23 protein-coding genes and 1 pseudogene are annotated in these 24,176 nt (G+C 60.1%); 12 read left to right on the forward strand and 12 right to left on the reverse strand.

Annotation, left to right across the window (positions count from 1 at the left end; genetic code table 11):
• The first annotated feature begins 212 nt into the window (after window positions 1–212).
• The 5 genes from kdsA to hpf all read left to right on the forward strand — a co-directional run bounded on the left by kdsA (window position 213) and on the right by hpf (window position 4,074).
• On the forward strand, window positions 213–1,049 hold the full coding sequence (gene kdsA / locus ACKVY0_RS06790; protein WP_409214041.1) for a 3-deoxy-8-phosphooctulonate synthase: 837 nt from the start codon (window positions 213–215) through the stop codon (window positions 1,047–1,049).
• Window positions 1,036–1,572: a hypothetical protein gene (locus ACKVY0_RS06795; RefSeq protein WP_409214042.1), complete on the forward strand. Its 537-nt coding sequence runs from the start codon at window positions 1,036–1,038 to the stop codon at window positions 1,570–1,572. The genes kdsA and ACKVY0_RS06795 overlap by 14 nt, the downstream gene beginning before the upstream one ends.
• A 1-nt stretch (window position 1,573) precedes the next feature.
• The gene (locus tag ACKVY0_RS06800) at window positions 1,574–2,560 is read left to right on the forward strand and encodes a hypothetical protein (RefSeq protein WP_409214043.1); all 987 of its coding nucleotides are present in this window, start codon (window positions 1,574–1,576) and stop codon (window positions 2,558–2,560) included.
• A gap of 131 nt (window positions 2,561–2,691) precedes the next feature.
• Complete coding sequence (gene lptB, locus ACKVY0_RS06805) at window positions 2,692–3,411, forward strand: LPS export ABC transporter ATP-binding protein (RefSeq protein ID WP_409214147.1); 720 nt, start codon at window positions 2,692–2,694, stop codon at window positions 3,409–3,411.
• Window positions 3,412–3,459: 48 nt separating this feature from the next.
• On the forward strand, window positions 3,460–4,074 hold the full coding sequence (hpf, locus tag ACKVY0_RS06810) for a ribosome hibernation-promoting factor, HPF/YfiA family (RefSeq protein ID WP_409214044.1): 615 nt from the start codon (window positions 3,460–3,462) through the stop codon (window positions 4,072–4,074).
• Window positions 4,075–4,113: 39 nt separating this feature from the next.
• Here the strand turns inward: hpf and ACKVY0_RS06815 are convergent, their stop codons facing one another.
• Together ACKVY0_RS06815 and pyrF are read right to left on the reverse strand one after the other, a co-directional pair.
• A complete protein-coding gene (locus ACKVY0_RS06815; protein ID WP_409214045.1) occupies window positions 4,114–5,922 on the reverse strand; it encodes a lysophospholipid acyltransferase family protein in 1,809 nt (602 codons plus the stop codon).
• Window positions 5,923–6,032: 110 nt separating this feature from the next.
• Window positions 6,033–6,785: an orotidine-5'-phosphate decarboxylase gene (pyrF, locus tag ACKVY0_RS06820; protein WP_409214046.1), complete on the reverse strand. Its 753-nt coding sequence runs from the start codon at window positions 6,783–6,785 to the stop codon at window positions 6,033–6,035.
• 87 nt (window positions 6,786–6,872) lie between these two features.
• Here pyrF and purE point away from each other — a divergent pair, with 87 nt between their 5' ends.
• Together purE and ACKVY0_RS06830 are read left to right on the forward strand one after the other, a co-directional pair.
• Entirely contained in the window at window positions 6,873–7,394 is a 522-nt protein-coding gene (gene purE / locus ACKVY0_RS06825) for a 5-(carboxyamino)imidazole ribonucleotide mutase (protein WP_409214047.1), read from the forward strand.
• 123 nt (window positions 7,395–7,517) lie between these two features.
• Window positions 7,518–8,666: a 5-(carboxyamino)imidazole ribonucleotide synthase gene (locus ACKVY0_RS06830; RefSeq protein ID WP_409214048.1), complete on the forward strand. Its 1,149-nt coding sequence runs from the start codon at window positions 7,518–7,520 to the stop codon at window positions 8,664–8,666.
• Window positions 8,667–8,722: 56 nt separating this feature from the next.
• Here ACKVY0_RS06830 and ACKVY0_RS06835 read toward each other — a convergent pair whose 3' ends face one another.
• The 6 genes from ACKVY0_RS06835 to ACKVY0_RS06860 all read right to left on the reverse strand — a co-directional run bounded on the left by ACKVY0_RS06835 (window position 8,723) and on the right by ACKVY0_RS06860 (window position 15,308).
• Window positions 8,723–9,907 carry an ATP-binding protein gene (locus ACKVY0_RS06835; RefSeq protein ID WP_409214049.1) on the reverse strand — a complete coding sequence of 395 codons (1,185 nt, stop codon included), beginning with the start codon at window positions 9,905–9,907 and terminating at the stop codon, window positions 8,723–8,725.
• Between the two features lie 283 nt (window positions 9,908–10,190).
• The gene (locus ACKVY0_RS06840; RefSeq protein ID WP_409214050.1) at window positions 10,191–10,496 is read right to left on the reverse strand and encodes a hypothetical protein; all 306 of its coding nucleotides are present in this window, start codon (window positions 10,494–10,496) and stop codon (window positions 10,191–10,193) included.
• Between the two features lie 129 nt (window positions 10,497–10,625).
• A complete protein-coding gene (locus ACKVY0_RS06845) occupies window positions 10,626–11,804 on the reverse strand; it encodes a Gfo/Idh/MocA family protein (RefSeq protein WP_409214051.1) in 1,179 nt (392 codons plus the stop codon).
• Between the two features lie 190 nt (window positions 11,805–11,994).
• Window positions 11,995–12,633: a hypothetical protein gene (locus tag ACKVY0_RS06850; RefSeq protein WP_409214052.1), complete on the reverse strand. Its 639-nt coding sequence runs from the start codon at window positions 12,631–12,633 to the stop codon at window positions 11,995–11,997.
• Window positions 12,630–13,517 carry a ParA family protein gene (locus ACKVY0_RS06855; RefSeq protein ID WP_409214053.1) on the reverse strand — a complete coding sequence of 296 codons (888 nt, stop codon included), beginning with the start codon at window positions 13,515–13,517 and terminating at the stop codon, window positions 12,630–12,632. Before ACKVY0_RS06855 ends, ACKVY0_RS06850 begins: the two co-directional genes overlap by 4 nt.
• A 231-nt stretch (window positions 13,518–13,748) precedes the next feature.
• The gene (locus tag ACKVY0_RS06860) at window positions 13,749–15,308 is read right to left on the reverse strand and encodes a glycerol-3-phosphate dehydrogenase/oxidase (protein ID WP_409214054.1); all 1,560 of its coding nucleotides are present in this window, start codon (window positions 15,306–15,308) and stop codon (window positions 13,749–13,751) included.
• Between the two features lie 284 nt (window positions 15,309–15,592).
• On the opposite strand from ACKVY0_RS06860, the pseudogene ACKVY0_RS06865 reads away from it, so the two are divergent.
• The 4 genes and pseudogenes from ACKVY0_RS06865 to uvrB form a co-directional block, all read left to right on the forward strand.
• Window positions 15,593–15,976 (forward strand): annotated as a pseudogene (locus tag ACKVY0_RS06865) (FKBP-type peptidyl-prolyl cis-trans isomerase); the annotation flags it as partial.
• A 42-nt stretch (window positions 15,977–16,018) separates the two neighbouring features.
• Window positions 16,019–17,398, forward strand: a complete 1,380-nt coding sequence (locus ACKVY0_RS06870) for a sulfatase-like hydrolase/transferase (protein ID WP_409214055.1) — start codon at window positions 16,019–16,021, stop codon at window positions 17,396–17,398.
• A gap of 99 nt (window positions 17,399–17,497) precedes the next feature.
• The gene (locus ACKVY0_RS06875; protein ID WP_409214056.1) at window positions 17,498–18,613 is read left to right on the forward strand and encodes a fatty acid desaturase; all 1,116 of its coding nucleotides are present in this window, start codon (window positions 17,498–17,500) and stop codon (window positions 18,611–18,613) included.
• An 18-nt stretch (window positions 18,614–18,631) separates the two neighbouring features.
• Window positions 18,632–20,806: an excinuclease ABC subunit UvrB gene (gene uvrB, locus ACKVY0_RS06880; RefSeq protein WP_409214057.1), complete on the forward strand. Its 2,175-nt coding sequence runs from the start codon at window positions 18,632–18,634 to the stop codon at window positions 20,804–20,806.
• A gap of 6 nt (window positions 20,807–20,812) precedes the next feature.
• Here uvrB and ACKVY0_RS06885 read toward each other — a convergent pair whose 3' ends face one another.
• A complete protein-coding gene (locus ACKVY0_RS06885) occupies window positions 20,813–21,232 on the reverse strand; it encodes a type II toxin-antitoxin system VapC family toxin (protein ID WP_409214058.1) in 420 nt (139 codons plus the stop codon).
• A complete protein-coding gene (locus ACKVY0_RS06890) occupies window positions 21,219–21,440 on the reverse strand; it encodes a hypothetical protein (RefSeq protein WP_409214059.1) in 222 nt (73 codons plus the stop codon). The genes ACKVY0_RS06885 and ACKVY0_RS06890 overlap by 14 nt, the downstream gene beginning before the upstream one ends.
• A gap of 88 nt (window positions 21,441–21,528) precedes the next feature.
• Between ACKVY0_RS06890 and ACKVY0_RS06895 the strand changes: the two genes are divergently transcribed.
• Window positions 21,529–22,533 (forward strand): Gfo/Idh/MocA family protein, encoded by a 1,005-nt coding sequence (locus tag ACKVY0_RS06895; RefSeq protein ID WP_409214060.1) that lies wholly within the window; start codon window positions 21,529–21,531, stop codon window positions 22,531–22,533.
• A gap of 66 nt (window positions 22,534–22,599) precedes the next feature.
• Here the strand turns inward: ACKVY0_RS06895 and ACKVY0_RS06900 are convergent, their stop codons facing one another.
• The gene (locus ACKVY0_RS06900; RefSeq protein ID WP_409214061.1) at window positions 22,600–23,397 is read right to left on the reverse strand and encodes an ABC transporter permease; all 798 of its coding nucleotides are present in this window, start codon (window positions 23,395–23,397) and stop codon (window positions 22,600–22,602) included.
• A complete protein-coding gene (locus ACKVY0_RS06905; protein ID WP_409214062.1) occupies window positions 23,394–24,173 on the reverse strand; it encodes an ABC transporter ATP-binding protein in 780 nt (259 codons plus the stop codon). The genes ACKVY0_RS06900 and ACKVY0_RS06905 overlap by 4 nt, the downstream gene beginning before the upstream one ends.
• Between the last annotated feature and the right edge of the window lie 3 nt (window positions 24,174–24,176).

Genomic DNA, 24,176 nt, shown 5'->3' on the forward strand with positions numbered 1-24,176 from the left:
TATCTTCTCCTTGGCACGGCCCCTCAGAGCAGCATCTGTTGTGATTCGCCAAACTTGCAGGTCCGCCACAACGGCTGGAGCTGCATTCCCCTGAATCTCCCGTTGTCATCTCCAGCCCTCCCGCTACACTTTCGGCAGCGGGCAGCGCAACGGGGTTGGAGAACTTCAAACCGATTCTGGAGCGGCGCTCACAGGATCAAATTAAAGCTTTTATGGGGACGTTCTCTCTTCCGGTGGTGAAAATAGGGTCGGTGTCGATGGATGACACGGAGCCGGTGTTGATTCTCGGTCCGTGTGTGATCGAGAGTGAGGAATTCATCTGGGATGTCGCAGAAAAACTCGGCGCTTTGGCTACCCAGCATGGCTGGCGCTGGATTTTCAAAGCCTCTTACGACAAGGCGAACCGCAGCGCCATTTCGTCGTATCGCGGTCTTGGCTGTGAGGCGGGCTGCAAGCTGCTGGCGAAGATCGGCGCGAAACTCGGCGTACCGGTGACGACGGACATCCACTCCGTCGAGGAAGCGCAGCAGGCGGCGGAACACATCGACCTGCTCCAAATTCCCGCTTTTCTCTGCCGCCAGACCGATTTGATCGTCGCTGCGGGTGAGACGGGACGTACTGTCAATGTGAAGAAAGGCCAGTTTCTAGCTCCGTGGGATGTGCGAAACATCGCTGACAAGCTCGTGAGCGTCGGCTGTCAAAATTTCATGTTCACCGAGCGTGGCACGACTTTCGGCTACAACAACCTCGTGGCTGACATGCGCTCGCTCTATTGGATGCGCGAACTCGGCTACCGCGTCGTGATGGATGCCACGCACAGCGTGCAGCGCCCCGGCGGCCAGGGCACCACCACAGGTGGCGATGGCAAGCTGGCGCCCGTGCTCGCCCGTGCGGCAGTGGCGACGGGATGTGACGGCGTGTTCATGGAGACGCATCCCGATCCGGCGAATGCCTTTTCAGACGGCCCCAATCAAATCCCACTCTCGCAAATCGCGGCAGTGGTGGAAACCTTGCGAAAAATTCATGACTTGGTTCGTGACATCACTTGAGCTGCTGCAGCGCCGCAGGCTCGCGTTTTCCATCGTGCTCGGCGTGATGGCGGGACTCGTCATGTTCGCCACGGCGCAGCAGACGGTGCTGGCGGACTCCGGCATCTCCGCCTTCCTGCGCATGGTACCGCTCGGGGCCGAAAGCAAGGGAGCGGTCATTCCTTCCTTCGATGTCACGGGCCGTCGCACCTCGCTCATCACCGCCGCCGTGATACGCCGCATTGATGACGAGCGTCTGTGGGCGGAGAAGCTGTCCGTGCAGATGTTCAACATCGATCCGAAGAACGATGTGCGCATCGACTTGAAGACCGCTTTTTATCAGATGGCCGAGGGTGGTATTTTGCGCAGCTCGGAACGCAGCCGCGTGAGCCGTGCCGATTTTGAGGTCGAAGGCGACAGCCTCATCTTTGACACCGTGAAAAACCAGGGCCGCATGACTGGAAACATCCGCATGGTGATCTTTGACAGCGGCTTCCTCAGCGGCGAGGGAAAGAGCCCCGCCGAACCCAAACCCGCGAAGTGACATGAAAGCGTCATCCATTCTCTGCATTGTCCTGCTCGTCAGCAGTGTTGACGCATGGGCTCAAGGCCCAAGCGGCCAGCGGCCGCTGTTCGATTTCCGCAAAAAGAAGGTGGATGAGGAAGCCAAGGCCAAGGCGCTTGATGCGGCGAAGTCCATTGCTAAAAATGTGCCCGACGAGGTGAAGGATAAGGCCAAGGAGCTGATGATTTCTCCCGAGAGTGCCGAGATACGCCAGAAAGCGCTCCAGGCCGCGCAGGCGTTGATGCAAAACGCCACGGATACTCCCAAAACCACCACACCCTCACCCGCCACGGCATCTCCCGCCATTCCCGTGGTTGAAACACCACCGCCTCCGGTCGGACCGCAGCCGAAACCGCTCCAGCCCTTGAATCTGGATGAAGTTCCAAAGGCTACCAAAGGCCAGCTCCTCATCACCGCGCAGAAGAACGCCTTCTTTGACGCCAACCTCGGCTACGGCCTCTACACCGGTGACGTAAAGGCACGCCACCCGCAGATGTACATCGAGTGCGAAGAGCTTGAGATCTACATGGCGAAGCAGGGCGGTGGAGCGCTCGGAGCAACCAAGCCCAAAACCACCGGTCCCGCAGCGAAAGACTCAGACATCCTTGCCCCGGCCAAAAAAGAGAGCAACGCCGCACCCCCCATCGAAAAGGCCGATGCCCGCGGCCCGATGGTCACCGTCGAAAAAATTTCCGAGGAGGGCGAGTTGCAGGTCGGCCATTGCAAACACTTGATCTACGACGGCAAAACCGGCAATACCACCCTGCTCGACTGGCCGCAGGTGCAGGCAGGCAACCGGCTGCACCAGGCGACCGAAGCCGGCTGTGTCATGATCATTGATCAAATGGGCAAGCTTACCACCAATGGTGGGCATCAAACCATCGTTCTCCAAGGAGAAGATGCGACACCCAAGAGCCGCAGCGGTATGGCTCCTGCCACCCCGGCTCCCGCACCCGCACCGCAGTGACCATGGCTTCACGCAAGAAACCGATCAAGGATACAGCTGGCCAGGAGCTATCGCTTTCCGGGGGGGGCGCCGCTGGCGCACTCACCGCCACCGCTTGGGACAATGTCGAGGGTGGCGGACAGAGTGAAACCATCCTGCTGCATACCGAAGGCTTAAAAAAAGTCTATGACGGTCGTGCGGTGGTGAACGGTGTCGATATTGAAGTCAAAAGCGGTGAGATCGTCGGCCTCCTCGGCCCGAACGGTGCCGGCAAAACGACCACCTTCTACATGATCGTCGGGCTGGTGCAGCCGAATGGCGGCAAGGTCATGTTTGATGGCAAAGATGCCACGGATCAGCCGATGTACATGCGTGCCCGGCTTGGCATGGGCTACCTGCCGCAGGAGGAGTCCATCTTTCGCCGCCTCACGGTGCGTGAAAATATTCTCGCCGTCATGGAAACGCAGTCATATACCAAGCAGGAGCGTGAGGAACAGACGCAGTCCTTGATGGAAAAGTTCGGCATCGACCATGTGGCAGACAATCTCGCCATCACCCTCAGCGGTGGCGAAAAACGCCGTCTCACCATTGCCCGCTCGCTCGTCACCAACCCCAAGCTGCTCATGCTCGACGAACCTTTCAGCGGCGTCGATCCCATCGCCGTCAGTGAGATTCAGGACATCATCCGCATGCTCCGTCAGGCCGGTCTGGCCATTCTCATCACCGACCACAACGTGCGTGAGACCCTCAACATCGTGGACCGCGCCTACCTCATCTTTGAGGGCAGGGTGCGCCGCCACGGCACCAAAGAATTTCTCGTCAATGATGATGAAGCCCGCCGCCTATATCTGGGCGAAGGTTTCACCATGTGACGCTCAACCCAACCCACCACCATTCCCAACCTCAAAGGAGAACCCACCATGCAAAAAAACAATATCAACCTCCCCATCATCGTCACCGCCCGCCACATGGACGTCACCGAGGCGATTCGTGACTACGCGCACAAAAAAGTCGAGGGCCTCCATCTCGACTACCCGCGCATCATCGAGGCCAAGGTCATCCTCGATGTGCAGAACCACCGCATTCAGATGGCGGAAATCATCCTCTTCTGCGCCGACCACATTGTCATCGAGGTGAAGTCCACCACGGAGGACATCTACGCCTCCATCGACGAAAGCATCGCCAAGATCGCCCGCCGCATGCGCAAGTACAAGACGCGCCTGCTCCGCAGCCACCGCCCGCGCAAGGACGGCTCCATCCGCCACCTTGAAGAGCACGTCTTTCATGAAGACTCCATGCACAAGGATGAGGAGCAGATCGAACCTTCCTACGTTCACAAAGAGAAGTACAAAATCCGCCCGCTCTTTGCTGACGAGGCCATCATGGACATCGAGATCAGCGACAAGCCCTTTGTGCTCTTCCACAACCAGCAAACGCACCGCCTCGCCATCCTGTTCCGCCGCAAAGATGGTGAATACGGCCTCATCGAGCCGGAATTCAGCACCGATGCCAACGGCGTCGCCCATGTGAAGTAAACTCGAGCCTGCGAGTTGTTGTCACGAAGCGGCCTGGTTTCAGGCCGCTTTTTTTTGGTGGCTGGCCAGATATTCGCGGCAGTTCTGCTCGCCCATGTATTTCGAGAGCAGCCGCGGATCGGTCTCGGTGAAATCCACCATGATCAGGCCATCGACGACGGAGGAGAAATCTTTGTCCACGTTGAAGCTCAGGATCGTGGCGTTCAGTTTCAGGTAATGCTTCAGCAGGGTGGGGATGCCCTTGCCGTCCGTCTCCAGGCTGGAGACCAGCGCGGAGCAGTCATCCACGTTTTGCAGATCGGCGCTGATGAACTCGCGCATCATGCGGCGTGTGCGCAGGTAGCGGAACGGATTGCGCGGCTTCACGAAGTTCGAGAGGTGCGGGTGCATGCGGTTGTCCTGCAGAAACTCCACGATCATCTTCCGCGACAGGCTGCTGTAGTCCTTGCTGATGCTCACCGGGCCGAACAGCTTCTTGTAGCGCGGATTGCGTGCGATCCAGTGCGCGATGCCCTTCCACAGCAGCGGCAGCGAGGCGAGATTGCGCTGGTACGCCTTGATGATGAAACTGCGGCCCATCTCCACCGCCGCCTCGAGATTCGCGAGGAATGGCTTCTCAAACCGAAACAGCGTGTTGGTATAAAGTCCCTTTGGTCCGTACTCGCGCAAAATGACATCCGCACGGCCCAGCCGGTAGGCGCCCGCGACCTGCTCCTTCTCCTCGTCCCACAGGATGAGGTGCTCATAATAGCGGTCGTACTTGTCGAGGTCGATGTCATTGCCGGTGCCTTCGCCGACCTCACGGAAAGTGATCTCGCGCAACCGCCCGATCTCCGGCAGCAGCGTGGGAATTTCATGGGAGTGCGCCTGATACACGGATAAGTTGCTCTGGCCCACGAGGCGTCCGCCACGGGCACGGAGCGAGTCAATTTCCTCCACCATGCGCGCCTGCTGGGTTTCGGACGGTGGCGTGATCGTGATGTTTTCACCCGCCACGGTCAGTTTCGCGGTTGGTTCCTTCCCGCGTTGATGCAGCACAAAGGTGTGGACGCGCAGATAGCGTGTGAGGGATTCGTCATCCTCGAACTTCTTCAGGCGCGAATACGGAATTGGCTGTCCTACCCGCATCGGCACCGGCGTGTTGGCCCGGTTGCAAAACTCGCGCAGCAGCAGGCCGGTGCGCAGGCGCGGATGGATCAGCCCGGCAGCGTGAAACAGAGCACTATTCGAGCCGGGGAAATACACCGGCAGCACCGTCGCCTGCGTGCGCCGCACCAATGAACCGACGTGATTGCTCCACGCTGGCTCATCCACACCGCGTCCTGGTTTGTACGAGGCAACCTCGCCCGCCGGGAAGATGACCAGCGCCCCACCGCCACGCAGCAGGCGGATGGCCTCCTTCATCGGCACCAGATTGCGTTTCGCCGCGCCTTCGCCGCCGAACGGATCCACCGGGATCACATGACCCTCCAGCTCCTTCATCGCCAGCATGAGCGAGTTCGTCATCACCTTCAAATCCGGTCGGAACTGCGCCGCCCAACGTGCGAGCATGATCGGATCAATGATGCCGAACGGATGATTCGCCACGATGATCAGCGGCCCTTGTTTCGGAAACGCAAACTCCGTCGGCAGATCGACGTCTTCCTGCAGCTTGAGCGCATGCGCCACCGAGTCAAACCATGCAAACACTTTAGGATGCTGTGGATGTGTACGAAACAGCCGGGCCGACTCCTGATACACCTCATCGAATCCGCGCAGGCCCAGCGCATTTTCCACGGCAGGGCCGAGCAGACGGTAGATCCGTCGCTGGAAAGGGGTTTTGAGGTGCTCGCTGAGATCGAAAACCATGGAGGCGGCCAATGGGTTTTTGGGAGGATGACCAGCGCCATCCATGCGCTCGAATACGCTGCAAGCAAGCGGCTTCCACGTTTCGATTTCGTCATTCTTAAAAATGAAAATCAGCCGAGCGCGTTTTGAATTTGACGCATCCAATCCTCGGCCCGCTGCGCAAAGGTCTTGTCATCGTTTTGATACAAAACGCCGCGTGAAACATTCACCAGCAGCGGTGCCTTCCGCCCGCTGCCCTTCAGCGCCGCCAGATCGCCGCCCTGCGCTCCGAGGCCGGGAATCAGCAGCGGCACATCAGGAATGTGATCCAGCACATCCGGCGCGGCATTCGTCAAACCCACCACCAAACCGGCCTGCGGATGCCCATTCGTCATCTCGGCCACGAGTTCATAGACCTGCCGATTCCCGGTCTGTTGCAGCTCGATGTCCTTCGCGCCCGGATTTGAGGTCACGCCGAGCAGATACAGCCCTTTGTCCGTGTATTTGAGGAACGGCTCCAGCGTGTCGCGGCCCATGTAGGCGTTCAGCGTCACCGCATCCACGTTCATCACGTCAAAACAGGCCTTCGCGTAATAACCCTGCGTCTCGCCGATGTCCCCGCGCTTCACATCCAGCACGATGGGGATCTCCTGCGGGATCTCTCGCAGAATTTCCTCCAGCATCTTCACACCGCGCCAGCCCAGCGCCTCGAAGTAGGCCGAATTCGGTTTGAAAGCGGCCGCAAACGGCGCGGTCTGCGCGATCACATCCAGAATCCACCGCTTCGTCGATTCCTCCGCGTTTTCAGCCCGCACATCGAGACCCACGCAGAGGTTGGAACCGGTTTGGGCGATGCGTTGATTCAGCTTGTCGAGAAAAGTCATGCGCTCTGCACATGGCACTGCTTTTCGCTCCCGCCAAATCGAAGATTTGACGCTGCCCCGCCCCCCGCCATCCTGCCCACCTTCCCGATGAGCAACAACGCCGCCATCAAGCCCCTCGTGGGCATCATCATGGGGTCCAGTTCCGACTGGCCCACCATGCAGAATGCCGCTCAGGTCCTGCAGGACTTTGGCGTGCCCTTTGAAAAGAAAGTCGTCAGCGCGCACCGCACGCCGCAGCTTCTTTACGATTACGCCACCACCGCCTCCCAGCGTGGCCTCAAATGCATCATCGCCGGTGCCGGCGGTGCTGCGCATCTGCCCGGCATGACCGCCAGCATGACCACCATCCCCGTGCTCGGCGTTCCCGTGACCAGCCGTGCGCTCAACGGCGTGGACAGTCTCTACTCCATCGTGCAAATGCCCGGCGGCATCCCCGTCGCCACCTTCGCCATCGGCAGCGCCGGTGCCTTGAATGCCGCACTCTTCGCCATCTCCATGCTCGCGAATGAAAATCCCGATCTCGCCGCCAAACTGAAGACCTTCCGCGAACGGCAGACGCAAAAAGTGCTCGAAAGCCAGAAGGAACTCGAAGCTGAACCGAAGGCATGAGGGTGGGGAAGCAAATCATGGATGTAGCGAAGATTTTAGTGCTCAGTGCTCAGTGCTCAGTCTTGAATGAGCGCTCATGTGCGGCACTGAGCACTGAGCACTGAGCACTGAGCACTGAGCACTATGTCTGCCGTCTTCTTCCCTCCCAGCACCCTCGGCATCCTCGGCGGCGGTCAGCTTGGGCGTATGCTCGCCCTCGAAGCACGCCGCGCCGGCCATCGCATCGCCATCTTCACTGATGAACCGCAGGGCTGCCCCGCAGGCCAGTTCGCCGACATCGAGATCAATGCCCCCTACGACGACACCGCGGCTCTGAACCGCTTTTTGCAGCAGGTCGATGTCGTCACGGCTGAATTTGAAAACATTCCCGCATCCTGCCTGGCAGCCGTCGAGGCCGTCAAACCGCTGCGTCCCGGCTCGAAGGCCATCTTCACCACGCAGCATCGCGAGCGTGAGAAAAACTTCCTGCGCGACCAAGGCATCGCCTGCGCACCATTCCGCGTCGTCGATGATTTGCAGAGCCTCGAAGCCGCCGTGGCCGAACTCGGCCGCCCATGCGTCATCAAAACCGCCGCTTTCGGCTATGACGGCAAAGGCCAGTGCAAAGTCACCGCCGAAACCAATCTCACCGAAGCCTGGAGCGGCTTCGTCGGCCATCGCGCCGTCGTTGAGCAATGGGTCAGCTTCGTTTGCGAAGTCTCCGTCGTCGGCGCACGCGGCATCGACGGCAGCATGGCCACACACGGCTGCGTCGAGAACCAGCACACGCATCACATCCTTGATGTCACCATCGCTCCCGCCCGCGTGGAGCCGCAGATCATCGCGCAGGCCGTCGAACTCTGGAAAGCCGTTGCTGAAGGCCTCGATTACGTCGGCACTATGGCCGTCGAGATGTTCGTCACCAGCGACGGCAAGGTCATCGTCAACGAAATCGCCCCGCGACCGCACAACAGCGGCCATTACACCATCGACGCCTGCCGCACGAACCAGTTCCAGCAGCAGCAGCGCGCCGTCTGCGGCCTCCCGCTCGGCGACGCCTCCCAGCACACGCCCGCCGTCATGATCAACCTCCTCGGCGACATCTGGCCCGCTCCGCTCACTCATCCCGATTGGTCGCCCGTGTTAAACCACCCGCGCGCCAAGCTTCACCTCTACGGCAAACGCGAAGCCCGCTCCCGCCGCAAAATGGGCCACTTCACCATCCTAGGCGACACAATTGACCAAGCACTCAAGGATGCGCTCGCAATTCGGCGAGTTTTGGGCATCGCCTGACTTTGAGGAATCTAAACTGCCAGTTTAGATTCCTCAAATCTGCCTCAGGGGCAAAATCACAGCTTTTCGACCATTTCGCCGAGCTGTTGGAAGGAAATGACCTGCATGCCATCCGCGATGGCGCGTGACGTGCTGGCCGCGCGCGCCGGGCGATGCACCAGCGTGCAGCTCACCGCGCGCTTTGGGCCGAAATGCTTCGTCCATGCCTCACTGAGGCGGCGCATCGGCACCACCATGTCCGGTTTGGCCGTGCGCGACGCCTTCGCCTCAATCAAGTGCATGGAGCCGTTCTTGCCCGGCACCACGAAATCGACCTCCAGCCCCTGCTGGTCACGGAAGTAGTAAATCTCGCGGCGTTTGCCTGCATTCACCTGCGCCTTGACGATTTCTGCGGCCACGAGGCCCTCGAAGATGCTGCCAAGAAACGGCGAGCGCTCCAACTCCGCCTCCGATTCAATGCCGAGCAAGTGACAGGCCAGCCCCGGATCAGCGATGAAGATTTTCGGCGAGCGGATGATGCGCTTGCCGATGCTTTCAAAGAACGGCGGCACCACGATGATCTGCGCCGTCATCTCCAGAATGTCCATCCACTTGCCGATGCCCGGCACGCTCATGCTCAGCGGCGCGGAGAGATCGGTCTTGTTCAAGATCTGGCCGTGACGTGTCGCCAGCAGCGACAGGAAACGCCGAAACGCACCGAGATCCTGAATGGCCGAGACCGTGCGCACATCACGCTCGATGTACGTTTGCAGATACGAGCTGAACCACAGCCGCGCGGCCTTGGGACGTGCCACCACCTCCGGGTAGCCACCGTTCAGCATGCCGACCTTGGGCGCTTCGCTCACCGCCAGTGGCAGGAGTTGCATCACCGCCGCCCGACCCGCCATGGACTCGGTCACGTTGCGCATCAGGCCGGACTCCTGCGATCCCGTGAGGAACCACTGGCCCATCTTGCGCGGGTTCGCGTCGATGCGACTGCGCACATAGTTGAAGACTTCCGGCAGGTGCTGAATCTCATCGAGAATCACCGGCAGCTTCACGCCATCCAGAAAGCCCTGCGGGTCGTTGCGAAAGCGGGAGATGATGTCCGGGTCTTCAAACAGATAGTATTCCGCCTTCGGCATCAGCTTGCGCAGCAGAAAGGTTTTCCCCGAGCGGCGCGGCCCGGTGATGACCACGGCGGGAAAGTTCTTCGCCGCCGTGAGCAGGTGTTTTTGGATGTTTCGCGTGACTGCCTTCATTTGAGGAATCTAAACTGGCAGTTTAAATTTCTCAAACTCGCATTTTCACGCATTCCGACGTTTCGCCCGTCCTGAATCATTCCCTCGCCAGACGCCACCTCTACGGCAAACGCGAAGCCCCGCGCCCGCCGCAAAATGGGCTACTTCACCGCCCTCGGCGACACGATTGACCAAGCGCTCAACGACGCGCTCGCGATTCGGCAGGCGCTGAGGATGGGGAACTACTACGTCCAAGCTCAGAAGCACCGAGTTCAGTCTTGGGAACGGCGACAGCACACATGATCTATTTCTTCTGTCTGCGGATCAAGGTCCAGATCGTTCTGAGTATCAGACCCCAAAAGCCGACGAGCACCACCGTGGTCAGAACTACGCCCCATGTCGAATCCAGGAACGAGCGAGGTGGGATGAGAAACGCAGGGCCAAAGAAAATGACGGAGGGCAATCCCACGATATAAATGGCAATCTCTGTCTTTACGCCGCGATGATCGGAAAAAATCAGGCTCCAACCTGCGATGTTGGATGCAACAGCAAGGAGGAGGAACCCAAGGCCAAAACCCAAAATGGTCGTTACTTTGCGGAGTGCACTCATGTCTGTGTTTCGTCAAAGAGCGGCTTGAAGTATCATCATCTTCTTTGAACACGGCGTAAAAACCCTTTCTCGGAAGCATCGACCAAGGAACCACTGTCCTGCGGCGAAAAAAGCTGACAACAAAAGACCTCACACCTTCACCCACGTCTTCGCCTTGCTGCTTTCGAGAATGGCCTCGCAGAGTTTGACTTCGTGGTGGCCGTCTTCGGCGGTGGCGAAGACGGCGGGCGTTTTTTTGCCGCTGGCGATGTGCTCGTAAATGGCGCGGTAGTGCATCTTGTGACCGTCGCTGAAACCTTCGGCGTGACCGGGCGGGTAGTCGGTGAAGTTGGCGACATCTTCGAGGAAGCCGGGCGTGCCGCGATTCAACGTTTGGTTCGGTTCATCGCGATGACCGACCTGGATTTCGTTCGGCTGCTGCAAATCCCAGCGCACGCTGCCCTTCGTGCCGTAGATGCCGAAGCTGAGGCTGCATTTCCAGCCGGCGGCGACCTGCGAGATGCTCGCGTTCGCATGCACGCCGTCGGCGAAACCGTGTTTGGCCTTGCCGAACTTCAACAGCACGCTGCCGAAGTCCTCGGTATCGACCTTGTAGTCGATCATGTTCTTGGGATCGACCTTCGCAAAGGTCTTCACCTCGCCTTTCGGCCGCTTGCGGGTCTTGTGGAAGGTCTCGATGTGCGCAAAGACGCTGTTGGGCTTTGAGCCGAGCACGAAGCTGACGGCATCGATCCAGTGCGTGCCGACATCGCCCACGGCGCGCAGTTTGCCGCCTTCGCTAGCGAGAATGCGCCAGTTGTAGTCGGTCTCATACATCAGCCAGTCTTGGAAGAAGTGGCCCTGGACGTGCATGATCTTGCCGAGATCGCCACGCGCCACCATCGCGCGCATTTGCAGGATGGCGGGGAAGAAGCGGCACATGTAATTCACCGCGAACACCGGGCCGCGTTTACCGCCTTTCTTCACCGCATCGACAACAAGTTGCGTCTCCTTCGCGGTCATGCCAAGTGGTTTCTCGCAGATGACGTGCTTGCCCATCGCGAGTGCGCTCAGGCATTGCTCGACGTGAACCCGGTTCGGCGAGGTGATGTGAACGACGTCGATGTTCGGCGAGGCATACATCGCCTCATGATCGTAGTCGCCGTAGATCTCGGGAATGCCCCACAGCTCGCCGACCTTGCGTGCGCTCTTGGTGGAGCCGCAAATGCCATTTACCGTGACGCCGAGCCGCTTGAGCGCCTCAATGTGAACGGGGCCGATGAAGCCGGTGCCGATGATGCCTGCGCGGAGGTGGTGGAGAGGGGTCATGATGCTGTGGAGTATTGGAGTGGTGAAGAACGATGAACAATGACGAATTCATCCCACGGCGAGCGCGGAAGGAGGCTGGTCGGAAGTGTGTTCGACCTGGCATGGTGTTTTGCGCTGCTGGCCCTTAGCCGGAGGATGTGGCGGCGCTTTTCCCACCAAACGTCACACCGGCCGTGCGCAGGCGAAGCTCTCAAACCCGCGTGTTGCGGTGAAACTGCACGGCAGCGCGGTGAACTTTTTTAAGCGCCGTGGGCGTGGGTTTGGCGGAGAGCTTGAAGCCCAGCAGGGCGGCACCACGCTTAATGAGGTCGGGGGCGGCGTGCTTCGCCTGCGCCAGGAACTCATCCTCCGGCACCGCGCCCCAGCGATGCAGGGCATCACGCGCGTCAGGGTCTTCAATGAACCGCGTGGGTGTGGCCAGCGTGGTTGGCGCCTGCCTTTCTGGCTGGGCGATGGCCTCAAGCACGGCGCCACTGCCAACTGCGGCGAGGCAGAGACACAGGAGGCGGAGCTGCCGCTCGGTGGCGTCCTCGCCGGTCTGCGGCTTCAGCACTTTGGCCTTCGGCCCGAGCATGTTCTTGCACACGTCCGTCATGGCGTCGGGTGCCGCCGCCCAGGCCGTGAGCCAGGGATGGCGGCAGGCGAGATAGTCCTCCATGGGTGCGAGCACGTCTGCCGGCTCCAGACTGCCAAGGCGGGCGACGGAAGTCACAAGGCTCTTCCAAGGAGCCTTCAACGCCTCAGGATTCAGCAGCGGGCCGAGACGTTCCATCTGGTCCGCCAACGCGCGCAGCCGGGCGGGCATTTGCTTCAAGTCAGCAGTGTTCATGCTTCAGGGAGGGGAAAGTGGTTGAGGAGGGTGACGAGGTTTGCCGTGAGTTCGACGAAGTCCTTGGTCACAGGATCATGCGGGCGCGCGATGATGAGCGCCTGCTGCACATTGGTCGCGTCGCTGACGGCGGTGGAGTTCCGAATCCTTGGCTCAAGGATCTTGATGTCGAGCATTTGCAACTGGCTGTAGTTCTCCAGCACCTCCCGCAGCTCCAGCAGCGCGGCCAGCACCGGCTGGTAGGTCTGGTGGCGGTTGATGATCACTCCTGCCAGCTTCGCGACGCGGTAGGGCGCGGCCTGGACGGCATACCGCCGCAGGAGCTGGTTGATCCATTTGATGCCTTCCAGAGCCAGGTAGTCAGGCGTGTAGGGAACGACGACAAAATCAGCGGCACGGAGAGCGTTGCGGGTGAACAGCGACCACGCGGGCGGGCAGTCGATGAGGATGAAGTCATATTCGCCGCGAAGCTTTTTCAGCGCCGCGGCGAGCACTCCATCGGCCTGTTTGACGCTATGCCCGAGGTCGGGCCGTTCTTCCAACGGCAGCAGCTCAAAAGAGCCGGGCACGAGATCGAGCCGGCCGCCTGTGGCGTGATTTTCGAGCACACTCTTCTGAATCAGGGGGCGCAGGTCGGGCGTGCCGCCGCGCTCAAAATGATCAAACAGGTGGTGGATCGTGCGGCGCTGCTCCTGCGCTTGCTGGTAACCCTCACGGTTGATGAACCAGAGCGTGGAGTTGCTCTGCGGGTCCATATCCACCACCAGGACGCGCCTGCCGGCCAGCTGCGGATGCAGCGCCATGATGGCGGCGATGTTGACGGTGTTCGTCGTCTTGCCGACACCACCCTTGAAGTTGAGAAATGCCACGGTTCGGGCTGCCATGAGCGCAGGTTAGAAAGACAACAGTGCAGCGGCAAACAAAAAAGCCCGTCATGCATCATGCCTCGTCACGCCGAGCCGCTTCAACGCCTCAATATGAACGGGGCCGATAAATCCTGTGCCGATGATGCCTGCGCGGAGCTGGTGGAGGGTGTCATGAAGGAGGAATGGAGTGGAGGAGGAATGGAGTGGTGGGCAGGGATGGACAATGACGAATTGTGCGGACCATTCTGATCAGCCTTCCAAAATGTAGCCGCAGGCGAGATGCTGATAGCGTTCCACCTGATGCGCGGTCGTTTTCGCGTCCCAGCCGAGTTCAGCGGCCATCAAAGCGCCTACGCGCGGCGCGGCGGACATGCTGGCCTGCGCATCAAGCAGCAGGCTGCGGCTGCGGCGGGCGAGGACATCGCCCACGGTGCGGGCCAGTTCGTGACGGGTGTGGAAGATGACCTCGGCACAGGTCAGGTCGAGCTTGGGATGCACTTTGCCGGACCATTCAGGTTCTTTGGCGGCAAGATCACGAATCTCGGCGGCATCGCTGCCATAGACGGCGAGTGGGTCGTCTTTGGCGAGCACGGTGGCCGAACCGTGGATCATGAGATTGTGGGTGACGCAGTGTTTCACACCAATGCCGCCGATCATCTCGGCGTGGTCGATGACATCCTCGGCCATGCGGCGATACGTCGTCCATTTGCCGCCAGTGATGGTGATGAGGCCGGAATCGGCGACGAGGATGGTGTGATCGCGCGAGAGTTCGGCGGTGGAGCCGGCTTTTGCGGCCACGAGGGGACGCAGACCCGCGAACATGCTCAAGACATCACACGGACGTGGATCGCGTGTGAGATAACGGGCTGCGTGCGTCATGAGGAATTCGATCTCATCCGGCAGCGGGCGTGGTTCGAGGCTGGTGTGCTGCACGGGCGTGTCCGTGGTGCCGATGATGACGCGGCCATGCCACGGCACGGCGAAGAGCACGCGGCCATCGTCGGTCTTCGGGATCATGATGGCCGAGTCGCCGGGCAGAAACTCACGCGGCAGCACCAGATGCACGCCCTGACTGGGTGCGACGATGTTTTCGGCCTTCGCATCGTCCATGCGGCGCAGATCATCGACGAAGACGCCGGTGGCGTTGATGACGCAGCGGGCGCGGATCTCATGCTGCCTGCCGGTTTCCATGCACTCCGCCTTCACACCGATGATGTGACCCTTTTCCTTCATCAGGCCGCAGCAGCGCGTGTGATTGAGCGTGATGGCGCCGTGATTCACCGCAGTGCGGGCGAGGTGGATGGCAAGACGCGCATCATCGAACTGCCCGTCGTGATAGACCACGCCGCCGTCGAGTCCTTCTGTCTCCAAGGTGGGCAGCAGCTCGATCATGTCCTCCCGCGAGAGATAACGCGAGGGTTCGAGACCGAGCTGGCCCGCGAGCGTGTCATAGACCTTCAAACCGATGCCGTAGAACGGCCCTTCCCACCAGTGGTAGCTCGGAATGACAAACGGCAGGCTGTGCACGAGATGCGGCGCGTTTTTGCAGAGCAGGCCGCGTTCACGCAGCGCTTCGAGCACGAGCGAGACATTGCCCTGCTTCAAATAACGCACGCCGCCATGCACCAGCTTCGTGCTGCGACTGGAGGTACCTTTGGCGAAGTCCGACTGCTCAATAAGCACGACGGAATGCCCGCGCGAAGCCGCATCCACCGCCGCTCCGAGTCCCGTGGCACCGCCCCCGATGATGGCGATGTCGAACGGGCCACTGTGCGAGGTGAGTTGCGAGAGGAGGCGGTCGCGGTTCATGCCGTGAGTTTAGGGAAACGCTGAATTTAGCAACACCGCAGAGTATGGACGGGCGCAGAGGTCGGAACTCAGATTCTGGATGCAATGCTCTGCGCCCGTCCATCCTCTGCGGTTTAAAAGATATACCAGACACTCGGAACATTCGTTCTGTCCGCTGGTTATCACTGCATGAACACGGCTTGGCGTCATTCTGCATTCGTCATTCGACATTTTTCGGCCTCTTGCTAGCCTCCGCATCCCAACCCTCCACAACTCCAACACTCCCGCCCCTCATGTCCGACATCGCTCTCGCCAAAGGTGAAAAATTTCTCGCAGACAACGCCACGAAAGAAGGCGTGACAGTCACGGCCAGCGGCCTGCAATACAAGGTCATCACCCCCGGCACCGGCAAGAGTCCGAAGGCCACGGACACGGTGGAGGTGCATTACGAAGGCACGCTTATCAATGGCAACGTCTTCGACAGTTCGTATCGCCGCAAAGAATCCATCGAGTTCCCACTGAACGGCGTCATCGCTGGCTGGACGGAAGGCGTGCAGCTCATGCAGGAAGGCGCGAAGTATCGCTTCTTCATCCCTTCCAAGCTCGCCTACGGCTCACGCGGCGCAGGTCGCGACATCGGCCCGAATGAGGCGCTGATCTTCGACGTGGAGCTGATCAAGGTGAAGTAAGGAGCGGAGCATGCCTGCGTTTAGCAGTGCATGTGGTTCCGAATGCTCTTCTTCCTGTGGCTGGTCTGCGTGTGTCATGCAGGCCAGCCGAACGTCATTCTCATCGTCAGCGATGACCAGGGCTACCCCGATCTCGGCTGCATCGGCACCAAGCCCTTGATCACGCCGAATTTGGACAAGCTAGCTGCCGAGGGCGTGCGGGGGACGAGTTTTTATGTGACGTGGCCTGCATGCACGCCGTCGCGGGGCAGCGTGCTGACGGGTCGCTACCCGCAGCGCAACGGGCTGTACGACATGGTGCGCAATGACATGGTGAACTTCGGCCATCTGTACTCGCCGGAGGAGTATGCGGTGTCGCCGGAGATGACACTGGGGCTGGATGTGCGGGAGGTGACGATTGGTGACATGCTCAAAAAAGCGGGCTACGCGACGGGTTGCGTCGGCAAGTGGGACATGGGGCAGGCGCAGCGCTTCCTACCGCTGCAACGCGGCTTCGATTTCTTCTACGGCCACGGCAACAACGGCATCGACTACTACACGCACGAGCGCTACGGCGTGCCGTCGCTGTTTCGTGGCAATGAACGCACGCAGGAGGACCAGGGAACGTATGTCACCGATGTGTTCCGCCGCGAGGCGCTGCGGTTCGTCGGCGAGCATGCCGGGAAGCAGCCGTTCTTCCTCTACCTGGCCTTCAACGCACCGCATGGGGCGTCGTCATTCGGCAAAGGCACGACGGAAGGTGCAAAGAAAGTGGCCGAGGGTGTGCAAGCGCCGGAGAAGTATGTGGCGATGTATCGCGGCAAGGTAAAGGATGAGAAGCTCGCCCGCTACTGCGGCGCGGTGACGTGCATGGACGAGGCCATCGGTGCTTTGATGGATGCCATCGAAAAAACCGGCCAGCAGGACAACACGATCCTCCTCTTCCTCTCCGACAACGGCGGCAGCGGCAATGGCGGCAACGCGCCGCTGAAGGGCGGCAAGAGTTCGATGTGGGAAGGCGGCCTGCGTGTGCCGTTCATCATGCGCTGGCCAGGCGTATTGCCCGCCGGGGAGGTGACGGATGAGTTTTTGACCTCACTGGAGCTGGTGCCAACCTTGCTGGCGGCCAGCAGCTCGAAAGCTCCTGATGGTGTGAAATTCGATGGCTTCAACATGCTGCCGGTGCTGCGCGGCGAGGCGAAATCACCGCGCACGGCGATGTTCTGGCAGCGCCGTGGTGACAATGCGGCGCGGTTTGAAAAATGGAAGTGGCTGGAGTCGGCGAAGGGCAACGGCCTTTACGATTTGAGGACCGACCTCGGCGAAAAGCATGATCTGAGCGCCGAGAAACCGGAGATCGCGAAGATGATGCGGGATCGTTTCTCGAAGTGGCGGGCCGAGATGGATGCGGCGGAGCCACGGGGGCCGTTCCGGGATTATTGAGTCCGCATGCACCCAGCCAGTACCAAAATTGAGAGGTTTTTGACAAATTGAGTGCGGGACTAATCCCAAAAACCTGCTACATACCGCGCTCCATCAACCATGACCACGACCAGCGCCCCTGAGATGACATCAGCCAAGCCCCAGGCCACGATTTCCGAATGGAAAAAAATTGTCGCCCCCTTCCAGGTTCCTTCCATTCCGCGTGCCACCTGGCAGATCGTCAACACCTTCATCCCCTACGCGCTGCTGTGGTATGCGATGTTCTGGAGTCTGAATCATACATCCTACTGGGTGACGCTGGCGATCGCCGCTGTGGCGGGACTGCTGCTGGTGCGCGTGTTCATCATGTTTCATGACTGCGGCCACGGCTCCTACTTCAAATCCAAGCGGGCCAACAGCATCCTCGGCTTCATCAGCGGGATGCTGACCTTCACGCCCTACCTGCACTGGACTTGGCAGCACTCGGTACACCACCAGACTTCGGGTGACCTGAGCCGCCGTGGCGATGGGGACATCTGGACGATGACGGTGAAGGAGTATGAGGAGGCCAAGCCCAAGTGGCGGTTGCTTTATCGCATTGTCCGCAATCCGATCACACTCTTCATCATCGGGCCGCTGTTCTTGTTCCTCATCCATCAACGCTTCCCTTCACCCCGTGCGAAGGGCAAGGATCGCGCTTCGGTCATAACAATGAACATCGCCCTGGCGCTGATGATCGCCGCACTGAGCTGGCTCTTCGGCTTCAAAAACTACGTCCTGATGCAGCTTCCCGTCACGATGTTCGCCGGCATGGCGGGCATCTGGATGTTCTACGTGCAGCACCAGTATGAAGACGTGTACTGGGAGCACCGCGAAGACTGGGACTACACCACCGCCGCGCTGGAAGGCAGCTCCTTCTACAAGCTGCCGAAAATCTTCCAGTGGTTCACCGGCAACATCGGCTTCCATCACGTTCACCATCTCAGCTCCCGCATTCCGAATTACTACCTGGAAAAGTGCCACAACTCCCACCCGATGTTCCATTCGGTGAAGCCGCTGACGTTCTGGTCCAGCCTGAAGTGTATCAACCTGCGCCTCTGGGATGAATCCGACCGCAAACTCATCTCCTGGAAGGAATACCGGCAGCGCTACGCTCAGTCGGCTCCGGCCAAGGCCCAAGAGATGGATCCTGCGGATCTGCCAGTGCCGGATCAGGCCGGTTCGGGCATGTCCTAAGCCGTCGCGGCTCCTGCCATGTCCGCCTTTCGGCTCAACACCGAGTACAGCCCCCAAGGCGACCAGGAACAGGCCATCGCGAAGCTGACGAAGTCCGTACGTGCCGGAAACCGGCATCAGACGCTCATGGGCGTGACCGGCTCGGGCAAGACCTTCACGATGGCCAACATCATCGCGGAAATCGGTAGGCCAGCGCTGGTGTTCTCGCACAACAAGACGCTCGCGGCGCAGCTTTACTCGGAGTTTAAGAACTTCTTCCCACACAACGCGGTCGAGTACTTCGTCAGCTACTTCGACTACTACCAGCCGGAGGCCTACATCGCCCGCACGGACACCTTCATCGAGAAGGACAGCGCGGTGAACGACGAGATCGAGCGCCTGCGCCTCTCCAGCATGGGAGCGCTGATCACGCGGCAGGACACGATCATCGTCGCCAGTGTGTCGTGCATCTACGGCTTGGGATCGCCGGAAGACTACGAAGGCATGATGCTGCCGGTCCATGTGGGCCAGCAGATGTCGCGTGAGACGCTTCTGACCAAGTTGGTCGATATGCTCTACGAGCGGAACGACATCCAGCTCACCCGCGGCAAGTTCCGTGCCCGTGGCGATGTGATCGAGGTCGTCCCCGCCTATCTCGAAAACGAAGCCATCCGCATCGAGTTCTTCGGCGATGAAATCGACCGCATCAGCGCCGTGGACGTGCTCACCGGCACCGTGACGCTCAAAATGCCGAGCTACACCGTTTTTCCAGCCAAACAGTTCGTCACACCCGGCGACAAACTGCGCAAAGCCATCGTGAAGATTCGCGAGGAGGCCGAGGAGCGCGTCGCGTGGTTCGAGAAGGAAGGCAAACTGCTCGAAGCGCAGCGCATCAAGATGCGCACGCAGTACGACATCGAGATGATGCAGGAGATGGGATTCTGCCAGGGCATCGAAAACTACAGTCGCCATCTCACCGGTCGCGCACCGGGTTCCACACCGGGCACGCTGCTCGATTTCTTCAAAGAGCCGCCGCTGATGTTCATCGACGAAAGCCACGTCACCATCCCGCAGATCGGCGGCATGTATGAGGGCGACAAATCGCGCAAGACCGTGCTCGTGGAGCACGGCTTCCGCCTGCCAAGCGCTCTCGACAACCGCCCGCTGCGCTTCGAGGAGTTCATGGGGAAGGTCGGGCAGCTCGTCTATGTCAGCGCCACGCCTGCACGCTTTGAAATCGAGAACAGCGTCGTCGGCAACACCAGCTACATCGCGAAGATCGCCGATCCCCTGCCCTTCTCCAAAACCGTGCGCGTCAGCGGCAGTGCCGAAGCCGTCGAAAAATTCGATGTCACGGCCAAGGGCCGCTCCCTAGTCGTCGAGCAGATCATCCGTCCCACCGGTTTACTCGATCCCGTCATCACCATCAAGCCGCGGAAGGGCCAGATCGACGAAACCATCGAGCTCTGCCGCCAGCGCATCGAAAAAAGCGAGCGCGTGCTCGTCACCACGCTCACCAAGCGCACCGCCGAGGATCTCACCGACTACCTGCGCAATCTCGACTTCAAAGTCCGCTACCTGCACAGCGACATCGACGCCATCGAGCGCGTCGAAATCCTGCGCAGCCTGCGCTCGGGCGATTGCGACGTGCTCGTCGGCATCAATCTCCTGCGCGAAGGCCTCGACCTGCCCGAAGTCAGCCTCGTCTGCATCCTTGATGCCGACAAAGAAGGCTTCCTGCGCAGCGAATCATCGCTCATTCAAACCTCAGGCCGCGCCGCACGCCACATCAACGGCGAAGTCGTCCTCTTTGCCGACATCGAGACCAAAAGCATCCGCGCCCTGCTCAGCATCAGCGGCTACCGCCGCCAAGTGCAGACCGATCACAACGCGAAGCACGGCATCACGCCACAAACCGTGCAGCGTGCCGTTCAAGAAAGCCTGCAAGTGCTCGGCAAGGCCCGTGAGATCGAAGAAAGCGTCGTCCGCGAAGGCGGCGGCGATTTCGCCATCACCGAAACCATCCGCGAACTCGAACAAGAAATGGCCGAAGCCGCCAGCAAGCTCGAATACGAGCGCGCTGCTCTGCTCCGTGATCAAATCCGCGAACTCAAGAAACGCGCCGGTCTGAACACCGATGACACCGGCACGCTGCCGCAGCGCCAGAACGTCGTTTACGGCAAGCCGAAACGCGGAGGTAAGAAGCGTGGGTGATCGAGATCAATCGAGCCAGTTCTCCACCAGCAGCTCCGGCACCTTCTCAAAATCCACGAGGTTCCGCGTCAGCACCTTGGCCCCGTATTCGAGCGCGATGGCGGCAATGCGCAAGTCCATCGTGCCGATGTTCACCTTCTGGCGTCGGAGATCGTCAAAAATGTCGGCGGCATCGTGCGTCCACGGCAGCGAAAACCATTTGGAGAGACCATCCAGGCTTTCTTGAAAATCGTGATAAGCACTCACGCCACGATCTCGCTGCCGATGGGGTTGTATCTGTGCCAGCCAGCCTTTCAAGACTTCCTCTGCGGTAACAATGGCCAGAAAGGCCTCGTCACCCGAGTCATGCAGTCTTTGCGCCAGGCGCTTGCCGATCACGCTTTCTGCCGCGATTTCTCGGTAGTGGTTGGTATCAAGAACGAGCATTCAGTTCTTCGATGGACTGGCGGTTCACCTCGGCGCGCCATTCAGCGCCAAGTCGCATCGCCTCGGCAAAGTGCTGGCTGCCCTTCATATGACCCACCGTTTCTTTCCAAGCACCACGGGCGGGCACGCGCAGCCCGAGCGCCTTCATTTTTTCCACCACGACAGCGTACTGCTCATCCGTGGTCATCTGGCCGGTCATAGTCTTCATGGCGGAAAATGCCACACCGCGCATCGGCTGCCAACCCTCATTTGAGGTCCTGGCAAGAAGCGCGGGTGATTGAGCGCTTCATAGACTCATGAAACGACGCTCATTCATTCTCGCCTGCGGTTCCACGGCCTTTGCCACCAGCGGCAGCGCCAAACTGCGCATCGGCCAGATCGGCACGGAACATGCCCATGCGGCGGGGAAGATGGCTGCGCTGCGGAGTTTGCCGGAGCTTTGGGAAGTCGTCGGTGTTGCGGAAGGCAAGGGCTACGAAGGGGTGAAGTCGATGACCCTGGAGGAACTGCTCGCCGTGCCGGAATTGAAGGCGGTGGCGGTGGAGACGACGATTGAGACCGCGTGCGCGACGGCAATGCGCTGCGTTCAGGCAGGCAAGCATGTGCATCTGGACAAGCCGGGTGCGCTCAAGCATGACGAGTTCAAATCCATGCGGCTGGAGGCCGAGAAACGCGACCTCACGGTGCAGATGGGCTACATGCTGCGCTACAACCCGGCGTTTGAGCTGCTGTTCCAGGCCGTGCGCGAAGGCTGGCTCGGCGAGATCACGGAAATCGACGCGGCGATGGGCAAACTGGCCGACAAGAAGCAGCGTGGCGTCATCGGCGCGCTCGAAGGCGGCGGAATGTTTGAACTGGCCTGCCATGTGATGGACGCCGTCGTGACGATTCTAGGAAAACCGCAGTCCGTGCAGTCATTTTCAACACCGACAGCTCAAGATGGCGTGAAGGACAACCAGATGGCGGTCTTGCAGTACGCGAAGGCCACGGCGGTGGTCCGCTGCAATCACGCCGACCCGTTTGGCGGCCCACGGCGGCGGTTCAACGTCACGGGAACTGAGGGAACGTTTGAGATCGTGCCGCTCGAGTCGGGGAAGGTGAATCTATCGCTCACGCAGGCTCGCGGCGCTTACAAGAAGGGAACTCAGTCGTTTCAGCTCACCGTGCCGAAGGATCGCTATGCAGCGGAGTTCGTCGATCTGGCGAAGATCGTGCGTGGCGAGAAAAAACTGGCTTGGGATGCCGCGCATGACATCGCCGTGCATGAGACGGTGCTGCGAGCGGCGGGTGTGTGGAAGTAGGTCGGGCAGCGCAAAGTAAGCCTGTTCCTGCGGAACAGGCTTCCTTGTTGCACTGCAACAAGGCTACTATTGCGTGGCGAACTTCGTCAGCAGGCCGCGTTTGCGGGTCATGTTGAGCACCCAGACGAACAGCCAGCCAGCGAGGGTGAGGTAGATCACGTTCAAACCGGCGGCGAGCCACAGGTGATTCCAGTTCATGGTGCCGGTTTTCATCACCTCGCGCATGCCTTCAAAAATCGGCGTGGCGGGAAAGAGCCACGCAAAAGGCTGTGACCACGCGGGCATGTCCTCGACGCGGTAAAACACGGCCACGACGGGCTGGATGAAGAACGGCACGGCCCAGGCGAGCGATTCGGCGGCCTGGCCCCAGCGCAGGATGAGCGCGGTGGAGATCATGCCGAGTGACCAACCGAAGACCATGAGGTTGAGGAAAAACGGCACCAGCCACCACTGGAGCTGGAAGATGTTGAACGAGTAACCGATCCACGAGACGAGGCTCATGACGACGACGGTCACGAGAATGCGCAGAAAGCCGACGAAGAAGGTGGCGCTGAGATATTCCACCGTGCGCACGGGGGCGACGAAGACATTCAGCAGATTGCGGGTCCACACATCTTCGAGGAAGGAGATTGCCACGCCTTGCTGCGCGCGAAACAGCACGTCCCACAGGATCATCGCGCCGAGGAAGAACAGGATGAAGCCGCCGAACTCCGTGTTGCTGTTCTTCTGGATGAAGACGGTGACGTTGCCCCACACGACGAGATCGACAAGCGGCCAGAACACGAGCTCCACGAGGCGCATGGGCGTCCGCGTGTAGAGAAACAGGTAGCGCAAGACGAGGGCACTGATGATGCGGATGCTCATGGTGCGGGATCCTTTTTGGGTTCGTCGAGGATTTCGCCGTCACGGGCGATTTTGATGAAGACATCTTCCAGATTGTCGCTGCTGGACTGCGCGACGATGTCCGCCGGGGTGCCTTCACACACGATCTTGCCCTTGTGCAGGAAGATCACGCGGTCGCAGACCTCCTCGATGTCACGCATGTTGTGGGAGGTGTAGAGGATGCCGATGTTGCGCTCGCGCTGCACCTTGCGCACGACTTTGCGCACCTTGTCGGCGATGTCGGGGTCGAGCGATGCGGTGGGCTCATCGAGCATGAGCAGCTCGGGGTCGTTGAGGAAGGCTTTGACCAGATTCACGCGAGTGGATTCGCCGGCGGAGAGCTGGCCGGTGACGCGTTTGTCGAGATGCGTGATTTCGAGAAGTTCGAGCAGCTCGGCGATCTTCTTTTTCGGATTCGGCACGCCGTAAATGCGCGCAAACACGAGCAGGTTCTGCCACACGAGCAGATTGCCCGGCAACGCGGTGTAGGCGGAGGAAAAATTCGAGCGTTGCAGGATTTTGATGCGATTTGCCTGCAGCGGCAGCCCGAAGGCGAACAAATCGCCCGTGGTCGGCAACGTGAGGCCGAGCAGGCAGTTCATCGCGGTTGTTTTGCCCGCACCATTCGCGCCGAGCAGGCCGAGCACCTCACCGCGATGCAGTTTGAAGCTGAAAGCATCGAGCGCCTTCACGCCGTCGAACTCACGCGTGAGTTCGCGGGCTTCGAGAATGACTTCGCGAGTGTCGGGGGCGGACATGCG

Source organism: Prosthecobacter sp. (assembly GCF_046154365.1).
GTDB lineage: Bacteria > Verrucomicrobiota > Verrucomicrobiia > Verrucomicrobiales > Verrucomicrobiaceae > Prosthecobacter.